Here is a 21,707-nt window from a genome sequence, read left to right as displayed (position 1 = left end):
AGAAGCTTAATCCATTTCTACCCTTCAGATAGGAGTCATTTCCCCATGACAAAAAGAACACATAGAACCTTCACCCTCGCGCTGGTCCTGGCAGGAGCCGCTGTTCTTGCCGCCGGCTGTACCGGAGATAGCGTTACGATCCCCACCCCTGACGGAGGCAAAGCCGTGATCAGCGGTGACAAGGAAGTATCCACCATCACGACGGACCAGGGAAAGGTCACCCTGTCCAGCGAGAACCAGCTTCCGGAGGGCTTTCCGAAGGACATTCCCATCCCGGGCAAAGCCGCCATTCAGGCCTCGATGAAATCCGAGGGTAAGGAGGGCGGTGAGGTATACACCGTAGCCTACGAGATCGAACAGCCTTTCGAGGAGACCAAGAGCGGGGTGGAATCGTTCTTCAAAAGCTCCGGCTATACGGAGTCCACACGCCTGACGGATGAGGCCATTTTCCTGATTGCCGGCAAGAAAGAAGGGCTCAGTCTTCACTTTACGGTGTCCAAGGATATGGAGTCCGACCGGACGACGAACGTAACGATCGTTCACGAAGTCAACAAGTAGCACAGGCCGATCCAGCGGCGAAAAAACAAGACACCCCAGTCTCCCTTCAGGAGAGACTGGGGTATTGTCATGTCCAGGTGATCCGGTCCAATCGGACGACAGGCCCTGAGGAGCAGCAGCTAATCGAGCAGAACCGCTTTGTGGGGATCGTGAAGAAACTCGAACATCGTGAGAATCTGTGCCTTGGTGTTCCGGCCGACCGAGAGCTCCGGAAGCTCGTCCGGTCCGAAGAAGCCGACATCCGAGGTTTCCAGAGTGCCCTCGCTGCCGATCCCCTCTCCCCCGGTGAGACGGCAGAGAATGAAGATTTTGTAGATGTGCCAGAGGTCCGGCGGGTGGTCGTGGAACTTCTTGTCCATCACCGCGAGCAGCCGCACCGCTTCGGTATCGTAACCGGCTTCCTCCCGGATCTCCTTCACGGCAATCTCCGAGGGAGACAGCCCGATATCGGCCCAGCCTCCCGGCAGCGACCAGGCGCCGTCGATTTTCTCGCGGACGAGAAGGATCCGCCCTTCCCGGAATACCACGCCGCGGACGTCGACCTTCGGGGTGGCGTACCCCTCCTCGCTTGCGAAGGCAAGCCGGATCGGCTCCCTCCCGGCCTTCGTATGATTCTCCACGATCTCCACAGCCAGGTCCCGCAGCATGCCGAACCGTTCGAGATCATACACGTCCCTGGAATAGGCGAGGCCCGCCTGAGCGATCGATTGAATCTGCTTGGCCCATGTCAGCCACTGGGGTTCCATCTTGCTTCCTCCTCTGCGGATGGGTCCTGTAGGACTCCCTTATAGGACCCATTATACCGCAGGGCTGTCCATCCAGCTTCTGCCAATCTACCTAATCTGGCGGCCGGGAAAGCCTCAGAACCGCAGAAGCTCATTCGTCCCGAAACAGCCCGTTTGAGCTCTCCCTCGGAGGAGAAGCCCCTTCCGGCTCCCGCTTCGGCCGTTTACACCGGGGTGAGCCCGGCGTTTACTCGTCATACTGCTTGACCAGGCGGATGCACTGCTCGGCCGGCAGAGGGCGGGAGATGTAATACCCCTGTACCATATCGCAGCCGAGTCCTCTCAGATATTGAAGCTGTCCTTCGGTTTCCACCCCTTCGGCGGTTACCCGGAGCTTCAGCTGATGGGCCATCGCGATGATGGTCCGCACGATCTCCGCGTCGTCCTCATCCCTCAGCATATCGCTGACGAAGGAACGGTCGATCTTGAGGATCTGGACCGGGAACTTCTTGAGGTACATGAGGGAGGAATAACCGGTACCGAAGTCGTCGATGGCCATACGCACGCCGGTCTCCCGGAGCGCCCGAAGCCTGGAGATCATGTACTCCTCCTTGTTCATCGCCAGATTCTCGGTAATCTCCAGGGTCACCAGGCCCGGGTCGATTCCGGTCTCCTCCAGGATCCCCCGAATGTCCTCCACCAGACCGCGCTGCTGGAACTGTCGTGCGGACAAATTGACGGAGATTCCGAGCCCCTGGCCCCCCTCCGCCTCCCACCTCCGGTTCTGCAGGCAGGCCTCACGCAGCGCCCACTGCCCGATCGGTACGATGAGGCCGGTTTCTTCCGCGATGGGAATGAACTCGGCCGGCACGATGATCCCCAGCTCCGGGTGATTCCAGCGCATCAGCGCCTCGTGCCCTTGGATCCGGCCCGCATCGAGATCAAGCAGCGGCTGGTAGAGGAGGAAGAGCTCCTCCCGTTCCAGGGCCCGGCGCAGGCCAAGCTCCAGCTGGACGCGGCGCTGAATCTCCTCCTTCATCTCGGAGGAGAAGAGCTGAAAGTCATTGCCTCCGCCGAGCTTGGACCTGTACATGGCCGCGTCCGCCGACCGGACCAGGAGATCCGCAGTATCCCCATCCTGCGGATACGTGCTCATGCCCATGCTCGGGGTCAGCAGGATCTCGCTGCCTTCGTAGAGATAAGTCCCTGCCAGCGCCTCCATGACCCGCCGGACCAAGGCTGCCGACTTTTCCGGGCCCAGCTCCGGAAGCAGCAGGATGAATTCGTCCCCGCCCATCCGGTACACGCCGCCCGCGCTTCCCACTACCCCTTCCATGCGGGCAGCAGCCTCCGTGAGCAGCCGGTCCCCTAGGGAGTGGCCGAAGATGTCGTTGACTTCCTTGAAGCGGTCAAAGTCGATGAACACCAGGGACAGGCTCCCCCCTTCGTGACGAAGCCTGGCCAGCTGCTGTTCCATGTCCGCATTGAAAGCGAAGCGGTTCTTGGCCCCTGTCAGAGGATCATAGGAGGCCTGCCGCCCGATCTCCCGGTTCTTCTCCTGCAGCTCCCGGGTATAGGAGGCCAGACTGCCCGCCATGGCGTTCACCCTGCCGGCCAGCAGACCCAGCTCATCCTTCCGGTCGATGCGGATTTGGGCGTCAAAGTCACCGTGGGCAATCTCGTTCACCTTCCGGATAATGACACTCAGCGGGCGGATCAGATAGCCGCAGAGCACATAGCTCCCGGCCGATACGACAGCCAGCACCAGCGCGGACAGCATCAGGTCATGGAGCAGCTGGTGGTTCACCACCTCATCGATCATCCGGTAAGCGGCCACGATTGAGATCACGAACGGATCGGGAGCATCCAGCACCGGAATAAAGCTCTTGAGCACCCGCAGGCCCTGCGCCCGGGTAATGAAGCTCACCGGCTGGCCGGCAGCCATGGCACTGCGGACGCCTTCCAGGTCCCGGCCCTCATCCTTGTATTCGTAAGTCCCAAACCGGATGGCCCGGTTGGCAAGCTCGATGAATCTGCGGCCGTTGTTCTCCGAATACACCGGCGGCTGGCCGAAGGTGCGGGGGTTCATTCCCGTAATTTCCAATGTATAAGGACTGTATTTGAGCTGCTCCCGGACGTAATGGTCCGGTCCGACGGACTGCCGGAAAGAGACAATCCCCTCATCCCTCACATAGGGATTGATGATATAATTGGTCGTGCCGTCATAATAGTATCCCCACTTATCTACATAGTTCGGGTCCGACGAGGATACCTCCGCGGGTCCGGCCCAGTAGTGAGGGAGCTTTTGGCCTTCCGCAATCGTGACCTCATGCTTGTCGAAGAGCTGTTCGAAAGCGGTGTACCAGTATCCCCACTCCTTCGTGCTGAGGTTGAGCTCCAGGGGATCCGAGGATTTGACCCCGACAATATCCCCTTCGGTGCGTGCGAGCAGGGTAATATGGGAGACGCCCACCTTCCTGCTCAATGCGGCAAGCTGCTCATTCGATACCTCGCGGTAGTCCGGAGGCAGGGCATGAAGAGCGGCAACGGAAGCCGAGCGGATCTGCTCGCCGACCCGGTCCTCGACCGCCCGTGCCGAATACTCCGCCTGTTCAATGGCCAGGCTGAGCTGCTTCGAGAGGACTTCATGCTGGCGGGCCAGGTTGTCGCGCAGCAGATCCTTTACGGTGAAGTAAGAGAGTACATTTTGTATGATCAGGATGACGGCCACTGTAATCGAGAACACCATGGACAATTTGAACCGGATCGACATCAGCACCCCGTGCCTCACTTTCCTGCATAACTGCGGATGGTAGGGCGGCTCCGGCCGGATCGGCGGGTTGCCTGCGGGCCAAGAATCCTTCCTCTCGATCTTTGACCGGACGGCTCTTTCGGTAACACGGTCCGCAAACCGCTGCACTCCCCCGGCACCCGCAGGCACAATCCACCTTGGTATAGGGTAGCCTTCATACGCTGGAAATATGTAGCCCCCTTTCCATCCTGTCAATGATCAAGTTTAGCGTCTAAGGAGTGAAGAACCCGTGGAAGCTTTATTGGAGATTAAGCAAGTCAGCCATACCGATGCCGTACTGCACGGCCTGATTGCCCGCCTGGACGAGGACCTGCTGAGCCGTTACCCGAGCGATCAGGTTCACGTGATCGACTTCAACGATCCGGGTGTCGCGCAGGCCACCTTTGTCGTCGCTTATATGGACGGCACGCCTGCCGGATGCGGTGCGGTCCGTCCCCTGGATGCCGAATGCACGGAACTGAAGCGTTTCTATGTGGACCCTGCTTACCGCAACCGGGGTATTGCATCACGGATGATCGGTACCCTCGAAGATCATGCGAGAAGGGGCGGCTTCCGCTTCATCCGGCTGGAGACCGGGTGGGAGCAGCCCGAGGCCATTGCGCTGTACATCAAGTGCGGCTACAAGCATATCGACCGTTTCGGGGAGTATGTGGACTGCCCCAGCAGTGTGTGTATGGAAAAAGAACTGCTTCCCGCACCTTAAGCGCGTCTGTGCAAAACCCGGCGGCCGCTTGACCTGCTTCCGGCCGGAATGCGGCCTTCGGACCGCTCATCCCCGATTGTAAAAAGAACGGCTTCGTCCGTACCTATTCCTGAACAGGAGGAACTTATCATGCCCCATCTGCTGTTCCGCGGCGTTCCCGCCGAACGCCTGCGCACCGTCAGCATCCCGCTCCTTGAAGAACTCGCCGCCCTCTGCGACTGCGGAACGGACAACTTCACGCTCGAATGCATGCAAACGACAGCCGTCGCCGGCGGAGAGATCGTCCCCTCCTTTCCCTTTGTTGAGGTAGGCTGGTTCGAGCGGGGAACGGACGTACGTGACCGCTTCGCCCAGACCGTCACCCGCCATATTCTCTCGCTCGGCTACCCCGAAGTGGAGACGGTGTTCACGGCCTACCGGGAGGAGAGCTATTACATCAACGGGGTGCCCTGCTCCAAATAGAGTTAAGGCGGGGCAGCTGCGCATGCCCGCTTCTTTACACGGTGGACGGACCCGCCGGCCGCCCGAAGGTTTGGGTTCCCCTCCTTTCCTGCGTTATAATGGAAGAACAGGGCGGCCAGGCGGATTCCTTTTTCCTCCTTCCCCCTCTAATTTCTAATCCATGAGGTGATCCCATGACGGATAAACGTACCGAACTTGCTACCTTTGCCGGAGGCTGCTTCTGGTGCATGGTCAAGCCGTTCGATGAACAGCCCGGCATTCACAGCGTCATCTCCGGTTATACCGGCGGGCATAAGGAGAATCCGACCTACCAGGAGGTCTGCTCCGAAACGACAGGTCATCTGGAAGCGGTACAGATCACGTTCGAACCGGAGGTCTTTCCTTATGAAGAGCTGGTCGAGATCTTCTGGCAGCAGATCGATCCGACCGATCCGAGCGGCCAGTTCGCTGACCGCGGCACCTCTTACCAGACGGCCATCTTCTATCATTCGGAGGAGCAGCGCCAGATCGCCGAAGCGTCCAAGGCCCGCCTGGATGCCAGCGGAAGGTTCGACGCCCCGATTGTTACGCCGATTCTGCCCGCCTCCGTGTTCTATCCGGCCGAGGAGTATCATCAGGGTTTCTATAAAACCAATCCGCAGCGCTACAACGCCTACAGCAAGGCGTCGGGCCGCGTCGATTTCATCCGCAATCATTGGAACACGGAAGAAGACAAGGAAGCCCTGCGCCAGCGGCTGACGCCGATCCAGTGGAAGGTCACGCAGGAGAACGGCACCGAGCCTCCGTTCCAGAATGAGTTCTGGAACCACAAGGGCGAGGGCCTCTACGTCGATATCGTCTCCGGGGAGCCTCTCTTCAGCTCGCGAGACAAGTTCGACTCCGGCTGCGGCTGGCCAAGCTTCACCCGCCCTGTCCGCGCGGCAGGCGTGACGGAGAAAGCGGACTACAGCCACTTCATGGTACGGACGGAAGTACGCAGCTCCAAGGCCGATGCCCATCTCGGGCATGTGTTCAACGACGGCCCCCGCGAAACCGGGGGACTGCGCTACTGCATCAACTCTGCCGCCCTGCGGTTCATCCCGAAGGAGGATCTCGAGAAGGAAGGCTACGGCGCCTACCTCTCCCTCTTCGAATAAGGAACCGTGGAACGGCTGCTATAGCGCCTGCGGAGGCCCGAATAGGTATCCTGCTGAACCGGTTGAAGCCGGCCGGAGATCATCCAAGGAGGTCTGACGCATGTTCAACTACCGGATTGACCGCGAAGTGGAGCTCAAAGTTCTCGAGACCGGAGACGCCGAGGAACTGTTCCTGCTTACAGACGCCAACCGGCGCTGCCTGCGGCAGTGGATGCCTTGGATCGACGGCACCCAGACCGTGGAAGACACCCGCGCCTTCATCGAACATGCCCGCCAGCGGTGGGCCCGGGGCGAAGGCATTACGGCCGGGATCCTCGCGGACGGGAGCCTGTGCGGCGTGATCGACCATCACGGGCTGAGTCCGCTGAACCGGTCGGCGGCGATCGGCTACTGGCTGGCGGAATCCCACCAGGGCCGCGGCATTATGACGCGCGCCTGCCGCGGGATGGTCGATTATGCCTTCCGCAGCCTCGGCCTGCACCGGATCGAGATCCGCGCCGGTGTCGACAACCGGCGCAGCCGGGCCGTCCCTGAGCGGCTTGGCTTCACGCTGGAGGGCGTGGCCCGGGGCGCCCAGCGGCTGTACGGCGTGTATATCGACCTCGCCGTCTACAGCATGCTCGCCACGGAGTGGCCGTTGCCGAAGCGGGCGGCCCAGCCTAAGGCGTGCGCTGTCCCGGGAGAAGCCCAGGGCGCTTGGGCAGCCGCTGCCCTGCAAAACCAAAAGAGCAGGAATCCGAAGACATCGGATTTCCTGCTCTTTTGGTTTGTATCCGGCCGCCACCGTCTCCTGCTGCTGGCTGACTGCTGCTGGCCCGGCTGCTGCGCATCCTGGCGCTTGAGCGCCAAGACGGCTTCGCCCGCCAGCCCGCCGCCCCTTACTGCGCCGCTGCCGCCCGCTCCTTGCCCTTGTCGGACTCTCCCGCATTCCGGCTGGCCTGCTCGCGGTTCGCTTCCATCTCCTCCACGGTCTTCACGTGGAGGCGGGCCGCTCCGCGGTAGTCGCGTACGGGCACCTTCAGTCCCTCGGCGAGCCGCGCTTTGGCCTCGGCGATCGCTGCGCCGTACTGCGGCAGCCACGCCTCCTGGGCGACCAGCAGCTCGTCGGTCATCTGCCACACTTCCCGCGGGTTGCAGACCGCCCCCACGAGGGGGTCCAGCAGCATCGCCTGCCGCAGCAGCTGATCATCCCCGTGGACCGCCGCTTCCACAGCAAGCCGCTGAACGGAGATGCTTGCATTGCATACGGCGGCCGGCCCCAGCGGCAAGCTTCCGACATGCGCCATCGAGATGCCGCTGCGGTCGACATAGCCCGGCGCTTCGATGACGGCATCGTCCGGCAGATTGGAGATTACGCCCCGGTTGACTACGTTGAAGTGCCCCCGGTAGACCCGGCCGGTCTCGAGGCCCTCGATGATATAAGAACCGTGCTCCTCCCCGCGCTTCTCCGGCGTATATTCCAGTGCGGGCTCTTTCAGCCAGTTCGGGAAGTCCGTCTCGAACCAGCGCCGCCCTTCCGTGCAGACGCGAAGATAACCGCCGGTCTCCCCGTTGATCCAGGAGCCGAGGTCGATCCACTCCCCGATCTCCTCCGGACGCTTGCGGTACCACGGCACGTACTCGCTGAGGTGGCCGTTCGATTCCGTGCTGTAATAACCGAAGCGCCTCAGCATATCGATGCGCACCTTCTCCGTTCGGTTGAATTCCGGATGCGCCTCGAAGGCCTCCAGCAGCCGGCCGGTAAGATCTTCTCCGTTATGGCGGATCTGCACATACCAGGTTTGGTGGTTGATGCCCGCGCAGATGATATCGACCTCTTCCTTCTCCAGCCCGAAGGCCTCCGCAATCTGCCGGTGTCCATTCTGCACGCCATGGCACAGACCGACGGTCCGCACGCCGCCGTACGCATTGCAGGCCCAGGTCAGCATGGCCATCGGGTTGGCATAGTTGAGCAGCAGCACGTCCTCCCGCGCCACCTCCCGGATGTCCTTGCAGATCTTCAGCATCTCGGCAATGCCCCGCTGACCGTACATAATGCCGCCCGCACAGAGCGTGTCCCCGACGCACTGGTCGATCCCGTACCTCAGCGGGATGTCCACATCCGTCGCGAACGCCTCCAGCCCGCCGACCCGGATCGTGCACAGCACATACTTGGCATCCCTCAGCGCTTCCCTGCGGTCTGTAGTCGCCTGGATTTGGATTTGAAGCCCGTTCTCCAGAATATCCCGCTGACAGAGCTGGCGGACCATCTCCAGGTTCCGTTCACTCGTATCCATAAAAGCGATCTCCACCTCATGGAACTCCGGCACGGACAGCAGATCACGCAGCAGCCCCCGAGTAAATCCGACACTGCCGGCACCGATAAAAGCAATTTTGAAGCTCATACGATTTCCCCCTTCACGATATGGACCCGGCATCCACAATGGGTCCGTCTGTCCTTCATTGTATCAGCGGAAATGCGTAAGCGTTATCAATATCGTGACTCCTTCGCGGCGGCCATGGAAAGAATCCTAGCTTTTTGGTGAGGCGCCCTCTCTGCTTCTCAACCGGTGCCCCTCTTGCCGGGGTGCGTGAATTCACCTTCCGCTCCTGCTATAATGAATCCAACAACAGGAGTCCGCAGAAGGAGGCATGGCCCTATGGCTTTCGGGATCACCCGAGCTGAGCTTACCGAGTGGAAAAAAACCGTCTCGCGGGGCGATATCGCCTATTTGACCCACTATTGGCTGGACCCGCGCTTTCCCGGCATTACCACCGTGACCAAGGTCGGATGCAGCGATCTGGACCGCCTTGCCGCCTGGTGCCTCTCTCATGACCTGGACCCGCGTTATATTCATCACCGCCCTCCGTATCCCCACTTCGATCTGATCGGCCCCAGACAGCGGCAGATTCTTATGAAGGAAGGGCTGACGGAACACGTGCGCCGCTTTCGATTGCTTCCGCTTCCCGGAGAATCCGGCAGCGCACCGGGATAACCTTCTCATGAGAGTGCGCCAAGCAGCGGCACTCCTCGCCCCTGCAGCTCTGAGCTCATGCGGGTTATACTTACTCGCACTCCAAAAAAAGACCATGAGCCTCTTCGGCATCATGGTCTTTTGGTGTCTGCGCCTCAAACTATAAGCGTCCGGTCAGCTTCTGCCGGGTTCGGGTGAGCAGGGAACGGATCTCCTGATCGCCCGGCGGAGCATATTCGACAGCCGCCGCCATCTCTCCGAGGACCTCCCTGCTCAGACCGCCTGATTCCAGCAGCACCTCGCACAGGAAAGCGGCCTTTTCCTGATCCCCCTGCTGTACCGAGGATCTCAGCGCCTGCATGACGGCCGGCAGAATGGGAGCTCCGACATCGGCCAGCGCCTCCACCGCCTGGTAATCGGTTCGAACCGTCGCGGTCAGCAATGCGTCCGGCTGCCGGTTCCGGTTCTCTCTGACGCATTGCCACCAGTATGTCACCTGTTCGCCGTACGGCAGACCCTTGGCCTCCTCGACAGCCGCCTGGAACGCTTCATCGCAGCTTTTCATCTCAGGGAATATCCGATAGAACCGTTCCGTATCGATCGTCTGCCGCATAACCACGCTGTAATCGATATACTCGCTGCCGCTGCTCGCGAAGGCTGCAAAGTCGGGCGTCGTCTGCAGCAGCCATACCGACTGGGCCAGCAGCCGCTTCGTCACGTGCAGCGCCGTCAAGAACTGTCCGCCTTCGAACAGTTCCGCCTTGTAGACATAGCGCACCAGGTCCGGGCTGCCCTTGTACGGTTCCAGGCCATCCGGGCCTCCTGCGGCTGACAGCGCCTTCACGGCATCATGATAAGCCGCATACTGCGAGGCGAACGGTCCCTGGAACGTGGCATAGCTGAAGGCAAAATCGCCCAGCGAATACTTCAGATCATGCTTTTGTTCTTCAGAATAGCTGCAATAATAAGGACTCTCCGTGATCGTCCGTTCGAACCCTTCCAGGGTATTGAGATACAGCAGGAAGCTATGCCGTTCGTCGGTGTAGACCGACAGCGCATACACATTCCGGTTATGAGCCGTACGGGCGAAAGAACGGATATGCTCATAGAAAGCGTCAGTTAAGGCCGTTTCGAAGCCTTGTCTTCCGATCGCCTGGTGGCCTTTGGGCACTGCATTTGTCATATAGACGTCCCTGGCATGTGTAACCACCAGGAACAGGTGTTCGTCTCTTTCCCATTTTCCTTTAAAAATCCGGGATACAGCAATATCCTGCCTGTTCACGTGCAGTCCTCCTGAAGCCTTCCGGGTGGAGGCAGCCTAATGGTTGTTACCTCCATCATATCCATTCCGGATGGATAGGGAAGCACCTCGGAATAATACGCAGTTTGGATAGGATAATGCAAGCCCATGTCGAAAAACAGGAAAAAATATCCTTATATGGGCAGTGTGAGCGTGAACGTGCTGCCTGCACCCTCCAGGCTTTCGAACGTCAGGCATCCCCCGTGGAGCTCGGCCAGCTCCTTCGAGAAGGACAGCCCGATGCCTGTCCCATGCGCCCCATTATCCACCTGATAAAATTTGGTGAAGATCAACGGCTGCTTCGAGTGAGGAATGCCGATGCCGTTATCCCGTACCGCCACCTTCAGCATCCCGTCCTGCTCTTCGTAGACCACTTCGATCCGGCCGTAATGCGGTGTGAATTTGTTCGCGTTCGACAGCAGGTTGATCAGCACCTGCCGGATGCGCAGCCGGTCGAGCCTCACCCGGATCCCCGGCCTCCCCATAACCCGGATCTGCTGCTCTTTCTTTAGGAAGAGGGGCTCGAGCATCGTCACCGCCTCCTTCACGACCTCATCGAATGCCGTCTCGCTCCATGTCAGATCCAGCCTGCCGCTGCCGAGCTTGGCGAAGTCCAGCAGGTCATTGATCTGTTCAAGCAGATGGGTCACCGAACCTGCGGCCATCTGGAGCAGCTCTCTCTGTTCCCGGTTCACTTCCCCGAGAATATCGCGCAGCAGAATATCGATGGTGCCCTTGATCGAAGTAATCGGCGTGCGAAGCTCATGGGACAGCGAGGAGATGAAGCCGTTCTTGATCTCATCTGCGCTGCGCAGCTCACGGACCAGCTCTTCGAGCTTCATGTTGGCTTGGACGAGCTCGGATGTGCTCAGCTTGACCGCTTGGTCGAGCTGGGCAGTATGCATGACATTGGAGAGGGCGGCCGCCGTCAGCTCGGAGATCAGCTTGCAGACCTCCAGCTCCTCGGGCGTTCCTGACGTATCGGCCGGCCCAAGCAGAGTCAGCAGTCCGATCGTCCGGTCCTTCGTGATCAAGGGAAGATGCATGGCGCTCTCTACCCCATGCTTGGAACAGAATCCTTGTCGAAGCGGGAGTGCAGCCCCTTCCGCCCAGGGATTGTAGCGCTCCATATAAGGCACTTCGCTCAGCCGCGGGATTCTCTCGAACAGCTCCTCGCTGCTCTCTCTCCAGAACAGTGCCTCCTGCCCGCTCCCTGTCCCATGGAACAAGGGCCTCAGGCTCTCCGTCGGCTCATCATACAAATGAACGAACAGGCTGGTAGCCCGGTCCTCCTGCAGCATCCCCTCGGCGCACACCTTAACCACCTGCTCGATGGTGGTCGATACGGAAAGCCGGCCCGACAGGTCGAGGAGATTCTGCTGCTGCTGAATCCATCTCTTCTTCTGCTCGAACATATAATGATTGCGGATCGCGACGCCTGCCATGCTGACGAAGGCTTCGGCCAGTTCAATCTGCTCCCGGGTGATATTCATCGGCCGGCCGAAATCATGGGCGAAGGCCATCCCCCAGACTTCGTCATCCAGAATCAGCGGAATGCCGAGGATCGATTGGATATCGAAGTTCTTCTTCTTCGTGCTGTCGATCCGGTCATCGGCGGCCACATGAGGAATATAATCCGTTCTTCGGGTGTCAAGAATCCCCCGGGCGAAGACGTCCAGCTCCGGATCAATATACTGCTGCACCACCACGTCATGGAGGATGTTGCATTTGAATCCCCTGTAACCCCGTCCCTCCCTGACGAAAAAACTGACCAGATCCGCCTGGGTAATCTCGGCAGCCAGGGTATTCACAAGCACCTGGATGATCTCCGCGATGTCAAAGCGCGAGTGAATCACCTTGGTCATGTCGATGACATTGCGCAGCTGGGCCGTGCTCATATGTTCGCCTCCGAACCGCCGCCCAGAAGAAAGCTCCTCATGGACGCATAGGGAATCAGCTTGGCTTCGACGGAAGCTTCTACCGGGCGGAGGCCCGCAAGCAGCCGGCTCTCGTTGTACTGACTGATTTCGGCGCGGACGCGTACCGCCAGCTCTTCGCAGCCCTGCCGGCTTGTGCGGAGAATGGCGCAGCAGACATCCGGACTGAGCCGGAACAAGATGCCCTGATGCTTTTTGATATGAGCCGAACAGAGCCCGCCGATTTCCTTCAAGAACCCGCTGTGTTCCTCCCGCTCCATCTCTGAATGGGTTTCCAGATTGCCCAGCTGCAGGGTCAGCACCGCATTGTATTTTTCGTTAAGCGCACCGAGCACGCCTTCCAAGTAGGTCCGGTTGAACAATCCGGTCTCCGGGTCCATGTACATCCGCTGCTTAAGCTGGTCATTCTCCCGCTGCAGCGCTCTCATCTGTTGGGCCGATTCCAGATGCAGCGCGATTTTATGGGACAGGATGTCGAGATCGAACGGTTTGGTGATATAATCCAGGCCGCCGGAGGAGAGACCCAGCAGAATATCCTCCTTCTGCGATTTGGCCGAGATGAACAGGATCGGGATGCCGAAATCCCCCAGCACCCTGGCCAGGGCGAAGCCGTCCACATCCGGCATCATCACATCCAGCAGAAGGATATCCGGCCTGTCGTGGTGAACCATTCGCACCGCATCCAGCGGATAGTCCGCAAGCAGCACCCGGTACCCGAGTGAAGAAAGAAATACCCGGAGAATCTCCAGATTGCTTCGCTCATCATCGACGACCAGGATCGTCGGCTGCCTGCCTGTACCCTTCATTACTTCTTCGCTTCTTTGCAAGGTTGTTCGCTCCTTTTAGTGCGCAATGCCGTCGAGCAGAATCCGGCTCATGAGTGTGTTCGAGAATTCCTTCGCCCGGACGAAGTTCGGGTACATTTTCTTCGAGAGCGGGATGGCAAGCCCGTAATGGTTCTTGACCAGGTGGATATCATAATTACCCGATACCTGCGTACTCGCAACGACATATTCGATATACTTGATGTTAACGAGAAAACTCTTGTGAGCCTTGAATACGCCCAGGGTACACTGGCTCTGGATGTCCTTTAGTGTGGAATTAATGTGGTGCACCTTGCCGTTGGACAGGAACAAGCGCGTAACGTATTTGTCCTTCTTTTGGGCGAAAACCAGTACCCGTTCGGGGATTTCAATCGGTTTGGCCTTGTAATAGCTCTTCACCGTATTGACGAACCCTCCTCCTTCTTGGAGGAAGGGCCTCCCGGATGCCGTCCCGCAGCGGGCAACCGCCTCTCCCAGAGACTTCGACAGCCGTTCTCCGATCCAGGGGACCATGAGATAATCGGCGAATTTAAGTTCATGGTTGCCCAGCAGGACGGGAAGATGCTCCTGATCCGCCATGCCGATCCACTCTGGAGAATGTCCCCGGGAGATGACTTCCTTGGCGGCGGAGAGGCCGTCCTTGGCCTTCAGCTTCACATTCAGGATCACGATTTCCGGCTGATGACGGTCGCATACCTCAACCAGCCGGTTTCCCGAGCTGACGGATCTGATCACGTACAGATCCGGATGCCTGGACTTGATGTGTCTCTCGATCGCTTCCCGGTTTTCCCGGTTCATATCAGCGATCACAACGCGGTATTTGTATTGATCCATCTGCCTGTGTTCCTCTCTGCATCTATCAACCGGAATCTAGTATACCAGAAAAATGTAAAGTTTTGCGGGCGAGATTCGGTTTCCATTTTGTGGATTTCCGAGCTGTTTCGACATGTCCCTAATCGGGTAATGAACTCTTAAGCAAGCGTACTTTTGACAACAAGAAGGTGAATCAATGGACAAAGTGAGCAGGCTGCGGCCGGGGGAAGTTTCCGCTGCTGAACGAATCGTATATGATATCATGGTGGGCCATCCGCACTTAACGACGAACGATGTTGCCCAGATTGCCGCTCTCAGCAAACTGTCGGAATTGGAAGTGAGTGTCGCGATTCAGCTGCTCACCATTAGGAACGATCTATTGGCCTAACGAAAGCTCCCCTCGATCCGACAGGATGGAGGCTTTTTTTTGCGTTTTTCACTTTATCCCCCTGATCTCCCTTGTTCCAGCAGGCACCGGAGAATCTGCCGTCATGGTTCAGACATTTCCCCAAATGATTTACTCTGATGCTCCGGAATGTACACGAATATCTTCATTGTTCACTACCCCGTCCTCCCTCTTTTTACTACAATGGCTTCATTCCCATTCGAAGGAGGTGCTTTCTTTACAGCGGGAAACGCTCTGATATACCCTGTACACCGAACGTTAGAATGCTGGTGCAACGCTCAAAGAGATGAGGAGGCTGTTTTATGGTCCAAATGAAGGTACGATGGATGTCCCGCGCGGCAGCCCTGTGGCTGTGCCTGCTGCTCACGTTCTGCAGCGTTCTGCCCCATCAGGCGAATGCCGCCGCGGTAACCGTAACGAACGCCATCCAGTTCAAAGCCGCCGACGGCACGGCCATCCATGCGCATGGCGGCGGGATGATCAAGGTCGGCAGCTACTACTACTGGTACGGTGAGAACCGCAACCCGAATGGTACCTTCAAGGCCGTTTCGATGTACCGTTCCACCGACCTGAAGAACTGGGAATTCCGTTCGAATATTCTAACGAGCGCCTCGGCAGCCGAGCTCAACATCTCGAATATCGAACGCCCCAAACTTCTGTATAATCAGGCAACCGGCCAATATGTGCTGTGGATGCACAAGGAAAACGGCTCCGACTATGGGGAAGCCCGCGTTGCCGTTGCCTCGTCCCCAACCGTCGATGGGAATTATTCGTACCACGGCAGCTTCCGTCCGCTGGGCTATGATTCGCGGGATATGACAGTGTATAACGACAACGGCACGGCTTACCTGATCTCGGCGACCAAGGTGAATGCCGACCTCAACATCTACAAGTTGACGCCGGACTTTCTCGGAGTGGAATCACTTGTGCAGACCCTGTGGCCCGGGGCCTACCGTGAAGCTCCAGCACTCTTCAAGCGCGGCAGCGTCTACTTCCTTGTTACCTCCGGTGCGACAGGCTGGAATCCGAACCAGGCCAAGTACGCAACCGCTTCCAGCATTTCCGGCCCGTGGAGCGCCCTCGCCAACTTTGCGGACAGCACGACGTACGGCTCCCAATCGGCTTACGTCATCCCTGTCGAAGGAACGCAGTCCACTACGTATCTGTACATGGGTGACCGTTGGGCGGGCGCTTGGAGCGGGCCGGTCATCGATTCCAAGTATGTGTGGCTTCCGCTGCGTTTCCCGTCGAATACGACGCTCGCTATGGATTTCTCCCACAGCCTCTCCATGGATGCCGCAGCCGGCATCGTTCAGGGCCTCCCTCACAGCTGGGAGCCGAATGCGGTCTACAAGCTGATCTCCCGCAAGAGCGGCAAAGCCCTCATCGTCGAGAACGGGTCGGCCACGAACGGAGCAGCGCTTGAACAGTGGAACGAAAACACCGCCGGCAGTCCGCACTGGCAGCTGGTCGATGCGGGCGGCGGGTACTACAAGCTGAAGAATGTACTCACCGGCAAGATCGCCGGAGTTTCCAATGGAGCGACCACCGATGGAACGGCCATCGTTCAATGGACCGACGGCAATTGGACCAGCCAGCACTGGCAGCCTATCCATGTCGGCGGCGGCTACTATAAGCTCAAGAACCGTGCCACAGGTAAACTGATTGATATCTCGGACGCCTCCCTCAGTGATGGAGCCAACGCCATCCAGTGGACCGATAACGGCGGGACCAACCAGCAGTTCCAGATTGTCAAAAGCGAGTAGCCCACACCCGCTATCTATAAGCCTGCGGTCTGGCTCTCCTTCAGAAATGCCCAAGCAACCGGACTGCCCATATGAATATGGGCACTATCGACCACTTCAGTAGTGGAGCTGCCGGCTTACCGGATTTTCTCTGCCGCTTGTGAACCGGATTCCTCGTGAGATCCCTATAGCCAATGCGGCTTACGGTTTTGTTGTAGCTTACCGTTTGGTTTGGGACTTCTGCTCCAACTCGCTATGACTGCCGCTGCACTTCCCTATGCAAAAAAGAACCTTCAGCTCCACTTCTAGTGGATTGAAGGTTCTTTGGTTTGCAGCAGGTGCTTGTCTACTTGAAGCCGCAGCCTGGGGGGATGGTCCCCTACTTCTGCGGCGTTCCTGTCGGCTCCTGTGCGGCAGCCGGAGCAATCGTGGCCCGCTTTCTTCTTGGACGGGACGGCTTGCGGCTCGGCCCCTTCTCCTGACGCTCCAGGTGAGTGAGGATCGGCACGATCAGCGGGGTGCGCTGCATCGTCTTCTCCAAGTGGGACGACAGGACCTCGGTGATTCTCGATTTCCAGCCTTCCTCCGTATTCACGCCCTGCTTGATGAGACGCGAGACGGCCCTGCGGGTCAGCGCCGTGGCTCTCTGGATAATCTCGCTGGCTTCCTTCACGAAGACGAAGCCGCGGGAGATGAGCTCGGGCCCCGAGAGGACTGCGGTCCAATCCTCATTCACGACCATAAGCACCAGTATAACCCCGTTGTTCGACATGTGGCGGCGGTCGGCGAGAATATCGCTGCGCACCTGACCTACTTTGTTCCCGCTGACAAGCATCTCCCCGGCAGGCACCTTGCGGCCCTTACGCGCTTGTCTGCGGTTCAAGTGCAGGACTTCCCCGATATCGAGTACGAACGAACGGTCCTGCGTTATGCCCAGCTCTTCTGCCAGCTGTGCATGCTTGAGCAGCATCCGGTATTCGCCGTGAATCGGAACGAGGTACTTCGGCTTGATCAGGCTGAGCATCAGCTTCAGATCCTCTTGGCAGCCGTGACCGGAAGCGTGGATATCGATTACCGAGCCGTAAATCACGTTTGCTCCTGCACGGAACAGGAGATCGATATTTTTATTGATGTTCTGGGTATTCCCCGGAATCGGCGAGGAAGAGAAAATCACCGTATCGCCCGGATGGATCTGCACCTTGGAATGAGCACCGCTGGCAATCCGGGACAGGGCTGCATTAGGCTCACCCTGGCTGCCCGTACAGATAATGACGATGCGGCGGTCTTCAAACTTGTCCAGCTGCTGGATATCGATCTGCATTCCCTGAGGGATGCGGATATACCCCAGCTCCTGCGCGATGCGGAATACGCGTTCCATGCTCCGTCCCTGAATAGCAATCTTCCGGCCGGTTGCTTCCGCGGCTTCGACAACCTGCTGAAGCCTGTGGACGTTCGACGCAAAGGTTGCGAACAAGATCCGGCCTTCGCACGTCCGGAATGTGTCATACACGGCCGCGCCGACGGATTTCTCGGACGGCGTATAGCCCGGCTTCTCACTGTTCGTGCTGTCCGCCAGCAGAGCCAAAACTCCTTGGCTGCCGAGCTCCGACATCTTAAAGATGTTGGCCCGGTGCCCTACCGGTGTCATATCGAACTTGAAGTCCCCCGTATGGACAATAATACCTTCCGGTGTATCTACAGCCACCCCGAGCGAATCGGGAATACTGTGGTTGGTGTGGAAGAAATGCACCCGCAGCTTATCGAGCTGGATCACAGTCTCTTCCTTCACGACCTGCAGATGCACCAGCTTGTCTAGCTTGTGTTCTTCAAGCTTGGCTCTTACCAAGCCGATGGTAAGAGGAGCGCCATAGACCGGCACCTTCAGCTCCCTGAGGATGAATGGCAGACCGCCGATATGATCCTCATGGCCGTGCGTCAGGAAGATTCCCTTCACCTTATCCTGATGCTGCACCAAATACTCGATATTCGGAATCACATAGTCGACACCGGGCAGGTCGCTTCTTGGGAATTTGACTCCCGCATCCACGACAACAATCTCTTCGCCGTACTCGATGACATACATGTTCTTTCCGATTTCGCCCAAACCGCCGAGAGCGATGATTTTTACGTTATGTTTCGGTGTTCCGCGTTCTTCTGCGTTTTGAGCCTTTGCGCTGATCTCGTCCATGTGCAATCCTTTCACCTGCTCTATTTAGTATGAGAGCCGTTCGCCTCGCTTCAATTTCTCAATGACTTCCTGTAAGTCTTCTTTCTTCACTCTCCAGTGTCTACCGATCTTGAATCCGGGGATGGCTCCTTCATTCACCAGCTTATATGTGGTTATTTCACTGATTTGCAAGTATTTGGCTACCTGGGCAACCGTCATGATTTCGTGATCCTGATCCATCGGGGGGAGCACCCTTTCGTACGTACCTGTAACAATACCATTTCATTATATGGGTTTAATTGGACAACGTCAAAGTAAATCCGACAGGCCCCCGGCTAAAAAGAGATATTTACATTTCAAAGCCTTATACTCAGTTATAATGAGGATAAAAACAATCGACTGAAAGTGCGCAGAATCGGGCTCTGATTCGCTTAACCGATGTACGAACTCCCTGGATCCGAGCCTATGGCCTCAAGGGCCAGCATGTTCTTAGTCTTCCCTGTTTTTCCCTGTGCCAATCCGGCTGCGGATCTTTTATATCTGCCCAAGAAGCGCTTACAAATTAAATGCCGCTTTCCCCCATTACCTTTCCTTCACCAGACCAAGGATCCATGAATCGCCGGAACTCCTAAGGCGTCTTACGCGGCAGTATGCGACCCCTAACCGTTACCGCTTGTCACGCTGATCAGGAAGGGGCTTGCAGCAGTATGTACCGGGTTCCAATCTACTCAAAAAAACGTGCCCTATGAACAGAGCACGTTTGTGGTTTCCTATCTATATGCCAGGGTCCTCATCAGCTGACCAAAAGGTTCAAAGATGGTCGGGACGACACGATTTGAACATGCGACCCCCTGGTCCCAAACCAGGTGCTCTACCAAGCTGAGCTACGTCCCGAGAAAATAAAAACGTTCCCTGAGAGATTCGAACTCCCGACCTTTTGATTCGTAGTCAAACGCTCTATCCAGCTGAGCTAAGGGAACAAAGAAAAAAATGGAGCGGAAGACGGGAATCGAACCCGCGACCCTCGCCTTGGCAAGGCGATGCTCTACCGCTGAGCCACTTCCGCAACTTGATGCGCTCGAGAGGACTCGAACCTCCACGGCTGTTACCCCACTAGAACCTGAATCTAGCGCGTCTGCCAATTCCGCCACGAACGCATGAAGTAAAGAAAAAAGTGAGCCATGTAGGACTCGAACCTACGACACCCTGATTAAAAGTCAGGTGCTCTACCGACTGAGCTAATGGCTCAAACTGAATGGCTGGGGATCTAGGATTCGAACCTAGGCATGACGGAGTCAAAGTCCGTTGCCTTACCGCTTGGCTAATCCCCAATAAAAAGTTGGCAGGGGCAGCAGGAATCGAACCCACACCAAAGGTTTTGGAGACCTTTGTTCTACCTTTAAACTATGCCCCTATATTGGTTGCGGGGGCAGGATTTGAACCTGCGGCCTTCGGGTTATGAGCCCGACGAGCTACCGGGCTGCTCCACCCCGCGATAGTTGGTGAACGCTGACGGGATCGAACCGCCGACCCTTACCCTGTCAAGGTAATGCTCTCCCAGCTGAGCTAAGCGTTCATCTATGGTGACCCGTAGGGGATTCGAACCCCTGTTACCTCCGTGAAAGGGAGGTGTCTTAACCCCTTGACCAACGGGCCTTGCTTGTAAATGGGCCCTAGTGGACTCGAACCACCGACCTCACCCTTATCAGGGGTGCGCTCTAACCAGCTGAGCTAAGGGCCCTCATAAATTCTCATTGATACCTTTTCCCCACTTAAGCGGGACCGCTTGGCGACGTTCTACTCTCCCAGGACCCTGCGGTCCAAGTACCATCGACGCTGGAAGGCTTAACGTTCGTGTTCGGGATGGGTACGCGTGGTTCCCTTCCGCCATCATCACCAAACGGTTGTTCAAGGCTTGTACCTTGAAAACTGGAAACGAAACTGCTAGCTGAAAACCTAACATCTATATTACTGCCACCGCTTCCTTGCAGAAGCTTGTGGATAAGCCCTCGACCGATTAGTATTCGTCAGCTCCACGCGTTGCCGCGCTTCCACCCCGAACCTATCAACCTCGTCGTCTACAAGGGGTCTTACATACTGGGAAATCTCATCTTGAGGGGGGCTTCACGCTTAGATGCTTTCAGCGCTTATCCCGTCCGTACTTGGCTATCCAGCCGTGCTCCTGGCGGAACAACTGGTACACCAGCGGTACGTCCATCCCGGTCCTCTCGTACTAAGGACAGCTCCTCTCAAATTTCCTGCGCCCGCGACAGATAGGGACCGAACTGTCTCACGACGTTCTGAACCCAGCTCGCGTACCGCTTTAATGGGCGAACAGCCCAACCCTTGGGACCTACTTCAGCCCCAGGATGCGATGAGCCGACATCGAGGTGCCAAACCTCCCCGTCGATGTGGACTCTTGGGGGAGATAAGCCTGTTATCCCCAGGGTAGCTTTTATCCGTTGAGCGATGGCCCTTCCATTCGGTACCACCGGATCACTAAGCCCGACTTTCGTCCCTGCTCGACCTGTTTGTCTCGCAGTCAAGCTCCCTTATGCCTTTGCACTCTTCGAATGATTTCCAACCATTCTGAGGGAACCTTGGGGCGCCTCCGTTACGCTTTAGGAGGCGACCGCCCCAGTCAAACTGCCCACCTGACACTGTCCCCGTACCGGATCACGGTACCAGGTTAGAACTCCGATACGATCAGGGTGGTATCCCAACGGCGCCTCCACCCAAGCTGGCGCTCAGGCTTCTCAGGCTCCCACCTATCCTGTACAGATCGTACCAAAGTCCAATATCAAGCTGCAGTAAAGCTCCATGGGGTCTTTCCGTCTTGTCGCGGGTAACCTGCATCTTCACAGGTATTAAAATTTCACCGGATCTCTCGTCGAGACAGCGCCCAAGTCGTTACGCCATTCGTGCGGGTCAGAATTTACCTGACAAGGAATTTCGCTACCTTAGGACCGTTATAGTTACGGCCGCCGTTTACTGGGGCTTCGGTTCACAGCTTCGGATTGCTCCTAACCGCTCCCCTTAACCTTCCAGCACCGGGCAGGCGTCAGCCCGTATACTTCGCCTTGCGGCTTCGCACAGACCTGTGTTTTTGCTAAACAGTCGCTTGGGCCTTTTCACTGCGGCCCCCTCGGGCTATTCACCCTACCG

The 21,707-nt window shown here is 57.6% G+C and carries 16 protein-coding genes, 11 tRNA genes, 2 rRNA genes and 1 pseudogene (1 of these 30 cut by a window edge); 8 read left to right on the top strand and 22 right to left on the bottom strand.

What is annotated here, in order from left to right; genetic code table 11:
• Window positions 1-45: 45 nt before the first annotated feature.
• Window positions 46-558 (top strand): hypothetical protein, encoded by a 513-nt coding sequence (locus PM3016_RS03300; RefSeq protein WP_013914458.1) that lies wholly within the window; start codon window positions 46-48, stop codon window positions 556-558.
• 119 nt (window positions 559-677) lie between these two features.
• Here PM3016_RS03300 and PM3016_RS03295 read toward each other — a convergent pair whose 3' ends face one another.
• Window positions 678-1,304: an NUDIX hydrolase gene (locus PM3016_RS03295; protein WP_013914457.1), complete on the bottom strand. Its 627-nt coding sequence runs from the start codon at window positions 1,302-1,304 to the stop codon at window positions 678-680.
• A gap of 226 nt (window positions 1,305-1,530) precedes the next feature.
• Window positions 1,531-4,203, bottom strand: coding sequence for a putative bifunctional diguanylate cyclase/phosphodiesterase (locus tag PM3016_RS03290; protein ID WP_238540424.1), 2,673 nt, complete (start codon window positions 4,201-4,203; stop codon window positions 1,531-1,533).
• A gap of 121 nt (window positions 4,204-4,324) precedes the next feature.
• On the opposite strand from PM3016_RS03290, the gene PM3016_RS03285 reads away from it, so the two are divergent.
• The 4 genes and pseudogenes from PM3016_RS03285 to PM3016_RS36990 all read left to right on the top strand — a co-directional run bounded on the left by PM3016_RS03285 (window position 4,325) and on the right by PM3016_RS36990 (window position 7,059).
• Entirely contained in the window at window positions 4,325-4,798 is a 474-nt protein-coding gene (locus PM3016_RS03285) for a GNAT family N-acetyltransferase (protein WP_014368406.1), read from the top strand.
• Between the two features lie 129 nt (window positions 4,799-4,927).
• On the top strand, window positions 4,928-5,260 hold the full coding sequence (locus tag PM3016_RS03280; protein WP_013914454.1) for a DUF1904 family protein: 333 nt from the start codon (window positions 4,928-4,930) through the stop codon (window positions 5,258-5,260).
• A 173-nt stretch (window positions 5,261-5,433) separates the two neighbouring features.
• A complete protein-coding gene (gene msrA, locus PM3016_RS03275; protein ID WP_014368405.1) occupies window positions 5,434-6,396 on the top strand; it encodes a peptide-methionine (S)-S-oxide reductase MsrA in 963 nt (320 codons plus the stop codon).
• 100 nt (window positions 6,397-6,496) lie between these two features.
• A pseudogene (locus tag PM3016_RS36990) lies at window positions 6,497-7,059 on the top strand (GNAT family N-acetyltransferase).
• 215 nt (window positions 7,060-7,274) lie between these two features.
• Here the strand turns inward: PM3016_RS36990 and melA are convergent.
• Window positions 7,275-8,780, bottom strand: a complete 1,506-nt coding sequence (melA, locus tag PM3016_RS03265) for an alpha-glucosidase/alpha-galactosidase (protein ID WP_014368403.1) — start codon at window positions 8,778-8,780, stop codon at window positions 7,275-7,277.
• A gap of 255 nt (window positions 8,781-9,035) precedes the next feature.
• Here melA and PM3016_RS03260 point away from each other — a divergent pair, with 255 nt between their 5' ends.
• Window positions 9,036-9,371 (top strand): hypothetical protein, encoded by a 336-nt coding sequence (locus PM3016_RS03260; protein ID WP_013914450.1) that lies wholly within the window; start codon window positions 9,036-9,038, stop codon window positions 9,369-9,371.
• Window positions 9,372-9,510: 139 nt separating this feature from the next.
• On the opposite strand, the gene PM3016_RS03255 is transcribed toward PM3016_RS03260, so the two are convergent.
• The 4 genes from PM3016_RS03255 to PM3016_RS03240 all read right to left on the bottom strand — a co-directional run bounded on the left by PM3016_RS03255 (window position 9,511) and on the right by PM3016_RS03240 (window position 14,245).
• Entirely contained in the window at window positions 9,511-10,632 is a 1,122-nt protein-coding gene (locus tag PM3016_RS03255) for a DUF4303 domain-containing protein (protein WP_014368402.1), read from the bottom strand.
• Window positions 10,633-10,784: 152 nt separating this feature from the next.
• Window positions 10,785-12,548: a sensor histidine kinase gene (locus tag PM3016_RS03250; protein ID WP_014368401.1), complete on the bottom strand. Its 1,764-nt coding sequence runs from the start codon at window positions 12,546-12,548 to the stop codon at window positions 10,785-10,787.
• Window positions 12,545-13,414 (bottom strand): GGDEF domain-containing response regulator, encoded by an 870-nt coding sequence (locus PM3016_RS03245; protein ID WP_014368400.1) that lies wholly within the window; start codon window positions 13,412-13,414, stop codon window positions 12,545-12,547. Before PM3016_RS03245 ends, PM3016_RS03250 begins: the two co-directional genes overlap by 4 nt.
• Window positions 13,415-13,429: 15 nt before the next feature.
• Window positions 13,430-14,245, bottom strand: a complete 816-nt coding sequence (locus PM3016_RS03240) for a LytR/AlgR family response regulator transcription factor (protein WP_013914446.1) — start codon at window positions 14,243-14,245, stop codon at window positions 13,430-13,432.
• A gap of 175 nt (window positions 14,246-14,420) precedes the next feature.
• Here PM3016_RS03240 and PM3016_RS03235 point away from each other — a divergent pair, with 175 nt between their 5' ends.
• Window positions 14,421-14,612: a hypothetical protein gene (locus tag PM3016_RS03235; protein WP_013914445.1), complete on the top strand. Its 192-nt coding sequence runs from the start codon at window positions 14,421-14,423 to the stop codon at window positions 14,610-14,612.
• 320 nt (window positions 14,613-14,932) lie between these two features.
• Window positions 14,933-16,396, top strand: a complete 1,464-nt coding sequence (locus PM3016_RS03230; RefSeq protein ID WP_014368399.1) for an RICIN domain-containing protein — start codon at window positions 14,933-14,935, stop codon at window positions 16,394-16,396.
• A gap of 358 nt (window positions 16,397-16,754) precedes the next feature.
• Here the strand turns inward: PM3016_RS03230 and rnjA are convergent, their stop codons facing one another.
• The 15 genes from rnjA to PM3016_RS03155 all read right to left on the bottom strand — a co-directional run.
• Window positions 16,755-18,563, bottom strand: coding sequence for a ribonuclease J1 (gene rnjA, locus PM3016_RS03225; protein ID WP_014368398.1), 1,809 nt, complete (start codon window positions 18,561-18,563; stop codon window positions 16,755-16,757).
• 24 nt (window positions 18,564-18,587) lie between these two features.
• A complete protein-coding gene (locus PM3016_RS03220) occupies window positions 18,588-18,782 on the bottom strand; it encodes a helix-turn-helix domain-containing protein (protein WP_013914441.1) in 195 nt (64 codons plus the stop codon).
• A gap of 577 nt (window positions 18,783-19,359) precedes the next feature.
• Window positions 19,360-19,436: transfer RNA gene (locus tag PM3016_RS03215), tRNA-Pro, on the bottom strand.
• A gap of 12 nt (window positions 19,437-19,448) precedes the next feature.
• Window positions 19,449-19,522: transfer RNA gene (locus PM3016_RS03210), tRNA-Arg, on the bottom strand.
• A gap of 11 nt (window positions 19,523-19,533) precedes the next feature.
• Window positions 19,534-19,608: transfer RNA gene (locus tag PM3016_RS03205), tRNA-Gly, on the bottom strand.
• Between the two features lie 7 nt (window positions 19,609-19,615).
• A tRNA-Leu gene (locus PM3016_RS03200) sits at window positions 19,616-19,699 on the bottom strand.
• 18 nt (window positions 19,700-19,717) lie between these two features.
• Window positions 19,718-19,790: transfer RNA gene (locus tag PM3016_RS03195), tRNA-Lys, on the bottom strand.
• Window positions 19,791-19,798: 8 nt separating this feature from the next.
• A tRNA-Gln gene (locus tag PM3016_RS03190) sits at window positions 19,799-19,873 on the bottom strand.
• A 9-nt stretch (window positions 19,874-19,882) separates the two neighbouring features.
• Window positions 19,883-19,956: transfer RNA gene (locus PM3016_RS03185), tRNA-Trp, on the bottom strand.
• Between the two features lie 4 nt (window positions 19,957-19,960).
• Window positions 19,961-20,037 (bottom strand) — tRNA-Met (locus PM3016_RS03180).
• Window positions 20,038-20,042: 5 nt separating this feature from the next.
• Window positions 20,043-20,118: transfer RNA gene (locus PM3016_RS03175), tRNA-Val, on the bottom strand.
• Window positions 20,119-20,123: 5 nt separating this feature from the next.
• A tRNA-Glu gene (locus tag PM3016_RS03170) sits at window positions 20,124-20,198 on the bottom strand.
• Between the two features lie 11 nt (window positions 20,199-20,209).
• A tRNA-Ile gene (locus PM3016_RS03165) sits at window positions 20,210-20,283 on the bottom strand.
• Between the two features lie 43 nt (window positions 20,284-20,326).
• Window positions 20,327-20,443 (bottom strand): 5S ribosomal RNA (gene rrf, locus PM3016_RS03160).
• Between the two features lie 96 nt (window positions 20,444-20,539).
• A 23S ribosomal RNA gene (locus tag PM3016_RS03155) occupies window positions 20,540-21,707 on the bottom strand; it runs 1,762 nt beyond the window's last position.

The organism is Paenibacillus mucilaginosus 3016 (assembly GCF_000250655.1).
Classification (GTDB): Bacteria; Bacillota; Bacilli; order Paenibacillales; family NBRC-103111; genus Paenibacillus_G; species Paenibacillus_G mucilaginosus.
The sequence above is the reverse complement of the archived record's forward strand: the minus strand, read 5'-3'. Positions and strand labels throughout refer to the sequence as shown.

Coding starts and splice junctions, on each gene's coding strand:
- rnjA (WP_014368398.1), bottom strand. CDS start 18,563: ATGGACGAGATCAGCGCAAAGGCTCAAAACGCAGAAGAACGCGGAACA.
- PM3016_RS03300 (WP_013914458.1), top strand. CDS start 46: ATGACAAAAAGAACACATAGAACCTTCACCCTCGCGCTGGTCCTGGCA.
- PM3016_RS03295 (WP_013914457.1), bottom strand. CDS start 1,304: ATGGAACCCCAGTGGCTGACATGGGCCAAGCAGATTCAATCGATCGCT.
- PM3016_RS03230 (WP_014368399.1), top strand. CDS start 14,933: ATGGTCCAAATGAAGGTACGATGGATGTCCCGCGCGGCAGCCCTGTGG.
- PM3016_RS03220 (WP_013914441.1), bottom strand. CDS start 18,782: ATGGATCAGGATCACGAAATCATGACGGTTGCCCAGGTAGCCAAATAC.
- msrA (WP_014368405.1), top strand. CDS start 5,434: ATGACGGATAAACGTACCGAACTTGCTACCTTTGCCGGAGGCTGCTTC.
- PM3016_RS03260 (WP_013914450.1), top strand. CDS start 9,036: ATGGCTTTCGGGATCACCCGAGCTGAGCTTACCGAGTGGAAAAAAACC.
- PM3016_RS03235 (WP_013914445.1), top strand. CDS start 14,421: ATGGACAAAGTGAGCAGGCTGCGGCCGGGGGAAGTTTCCGCTGCTGAA.
- PM3016_RS03250 (WP_014368401.1), bottom strand. CDS start 12,548: ATGAGCACGGCCCAGCTGCGCAATGTCATCGACATGACCAAGGTGATT.
- PM3016_RS03280 (WP_013914454.1), top strand. CDS start 4,928: ATGCCCCATCTGCTGTTCCGCGGCGTTCCCGCCGAACGCCTGCGCACC.
- PM3016_RS03240 (WP_013914446.1), bottom strand. CDS start 14,245: ATGGATCAATACAAATACCGCGTTGTGATCGCTGATATGAACCGGGAA.
- melA (WP_014368403.1), bottom strand. CDS start 8,780: ATGAGCTTCAAAATTGCTTTTATCGGTGCCGGCAGTGTCGGATTTACT.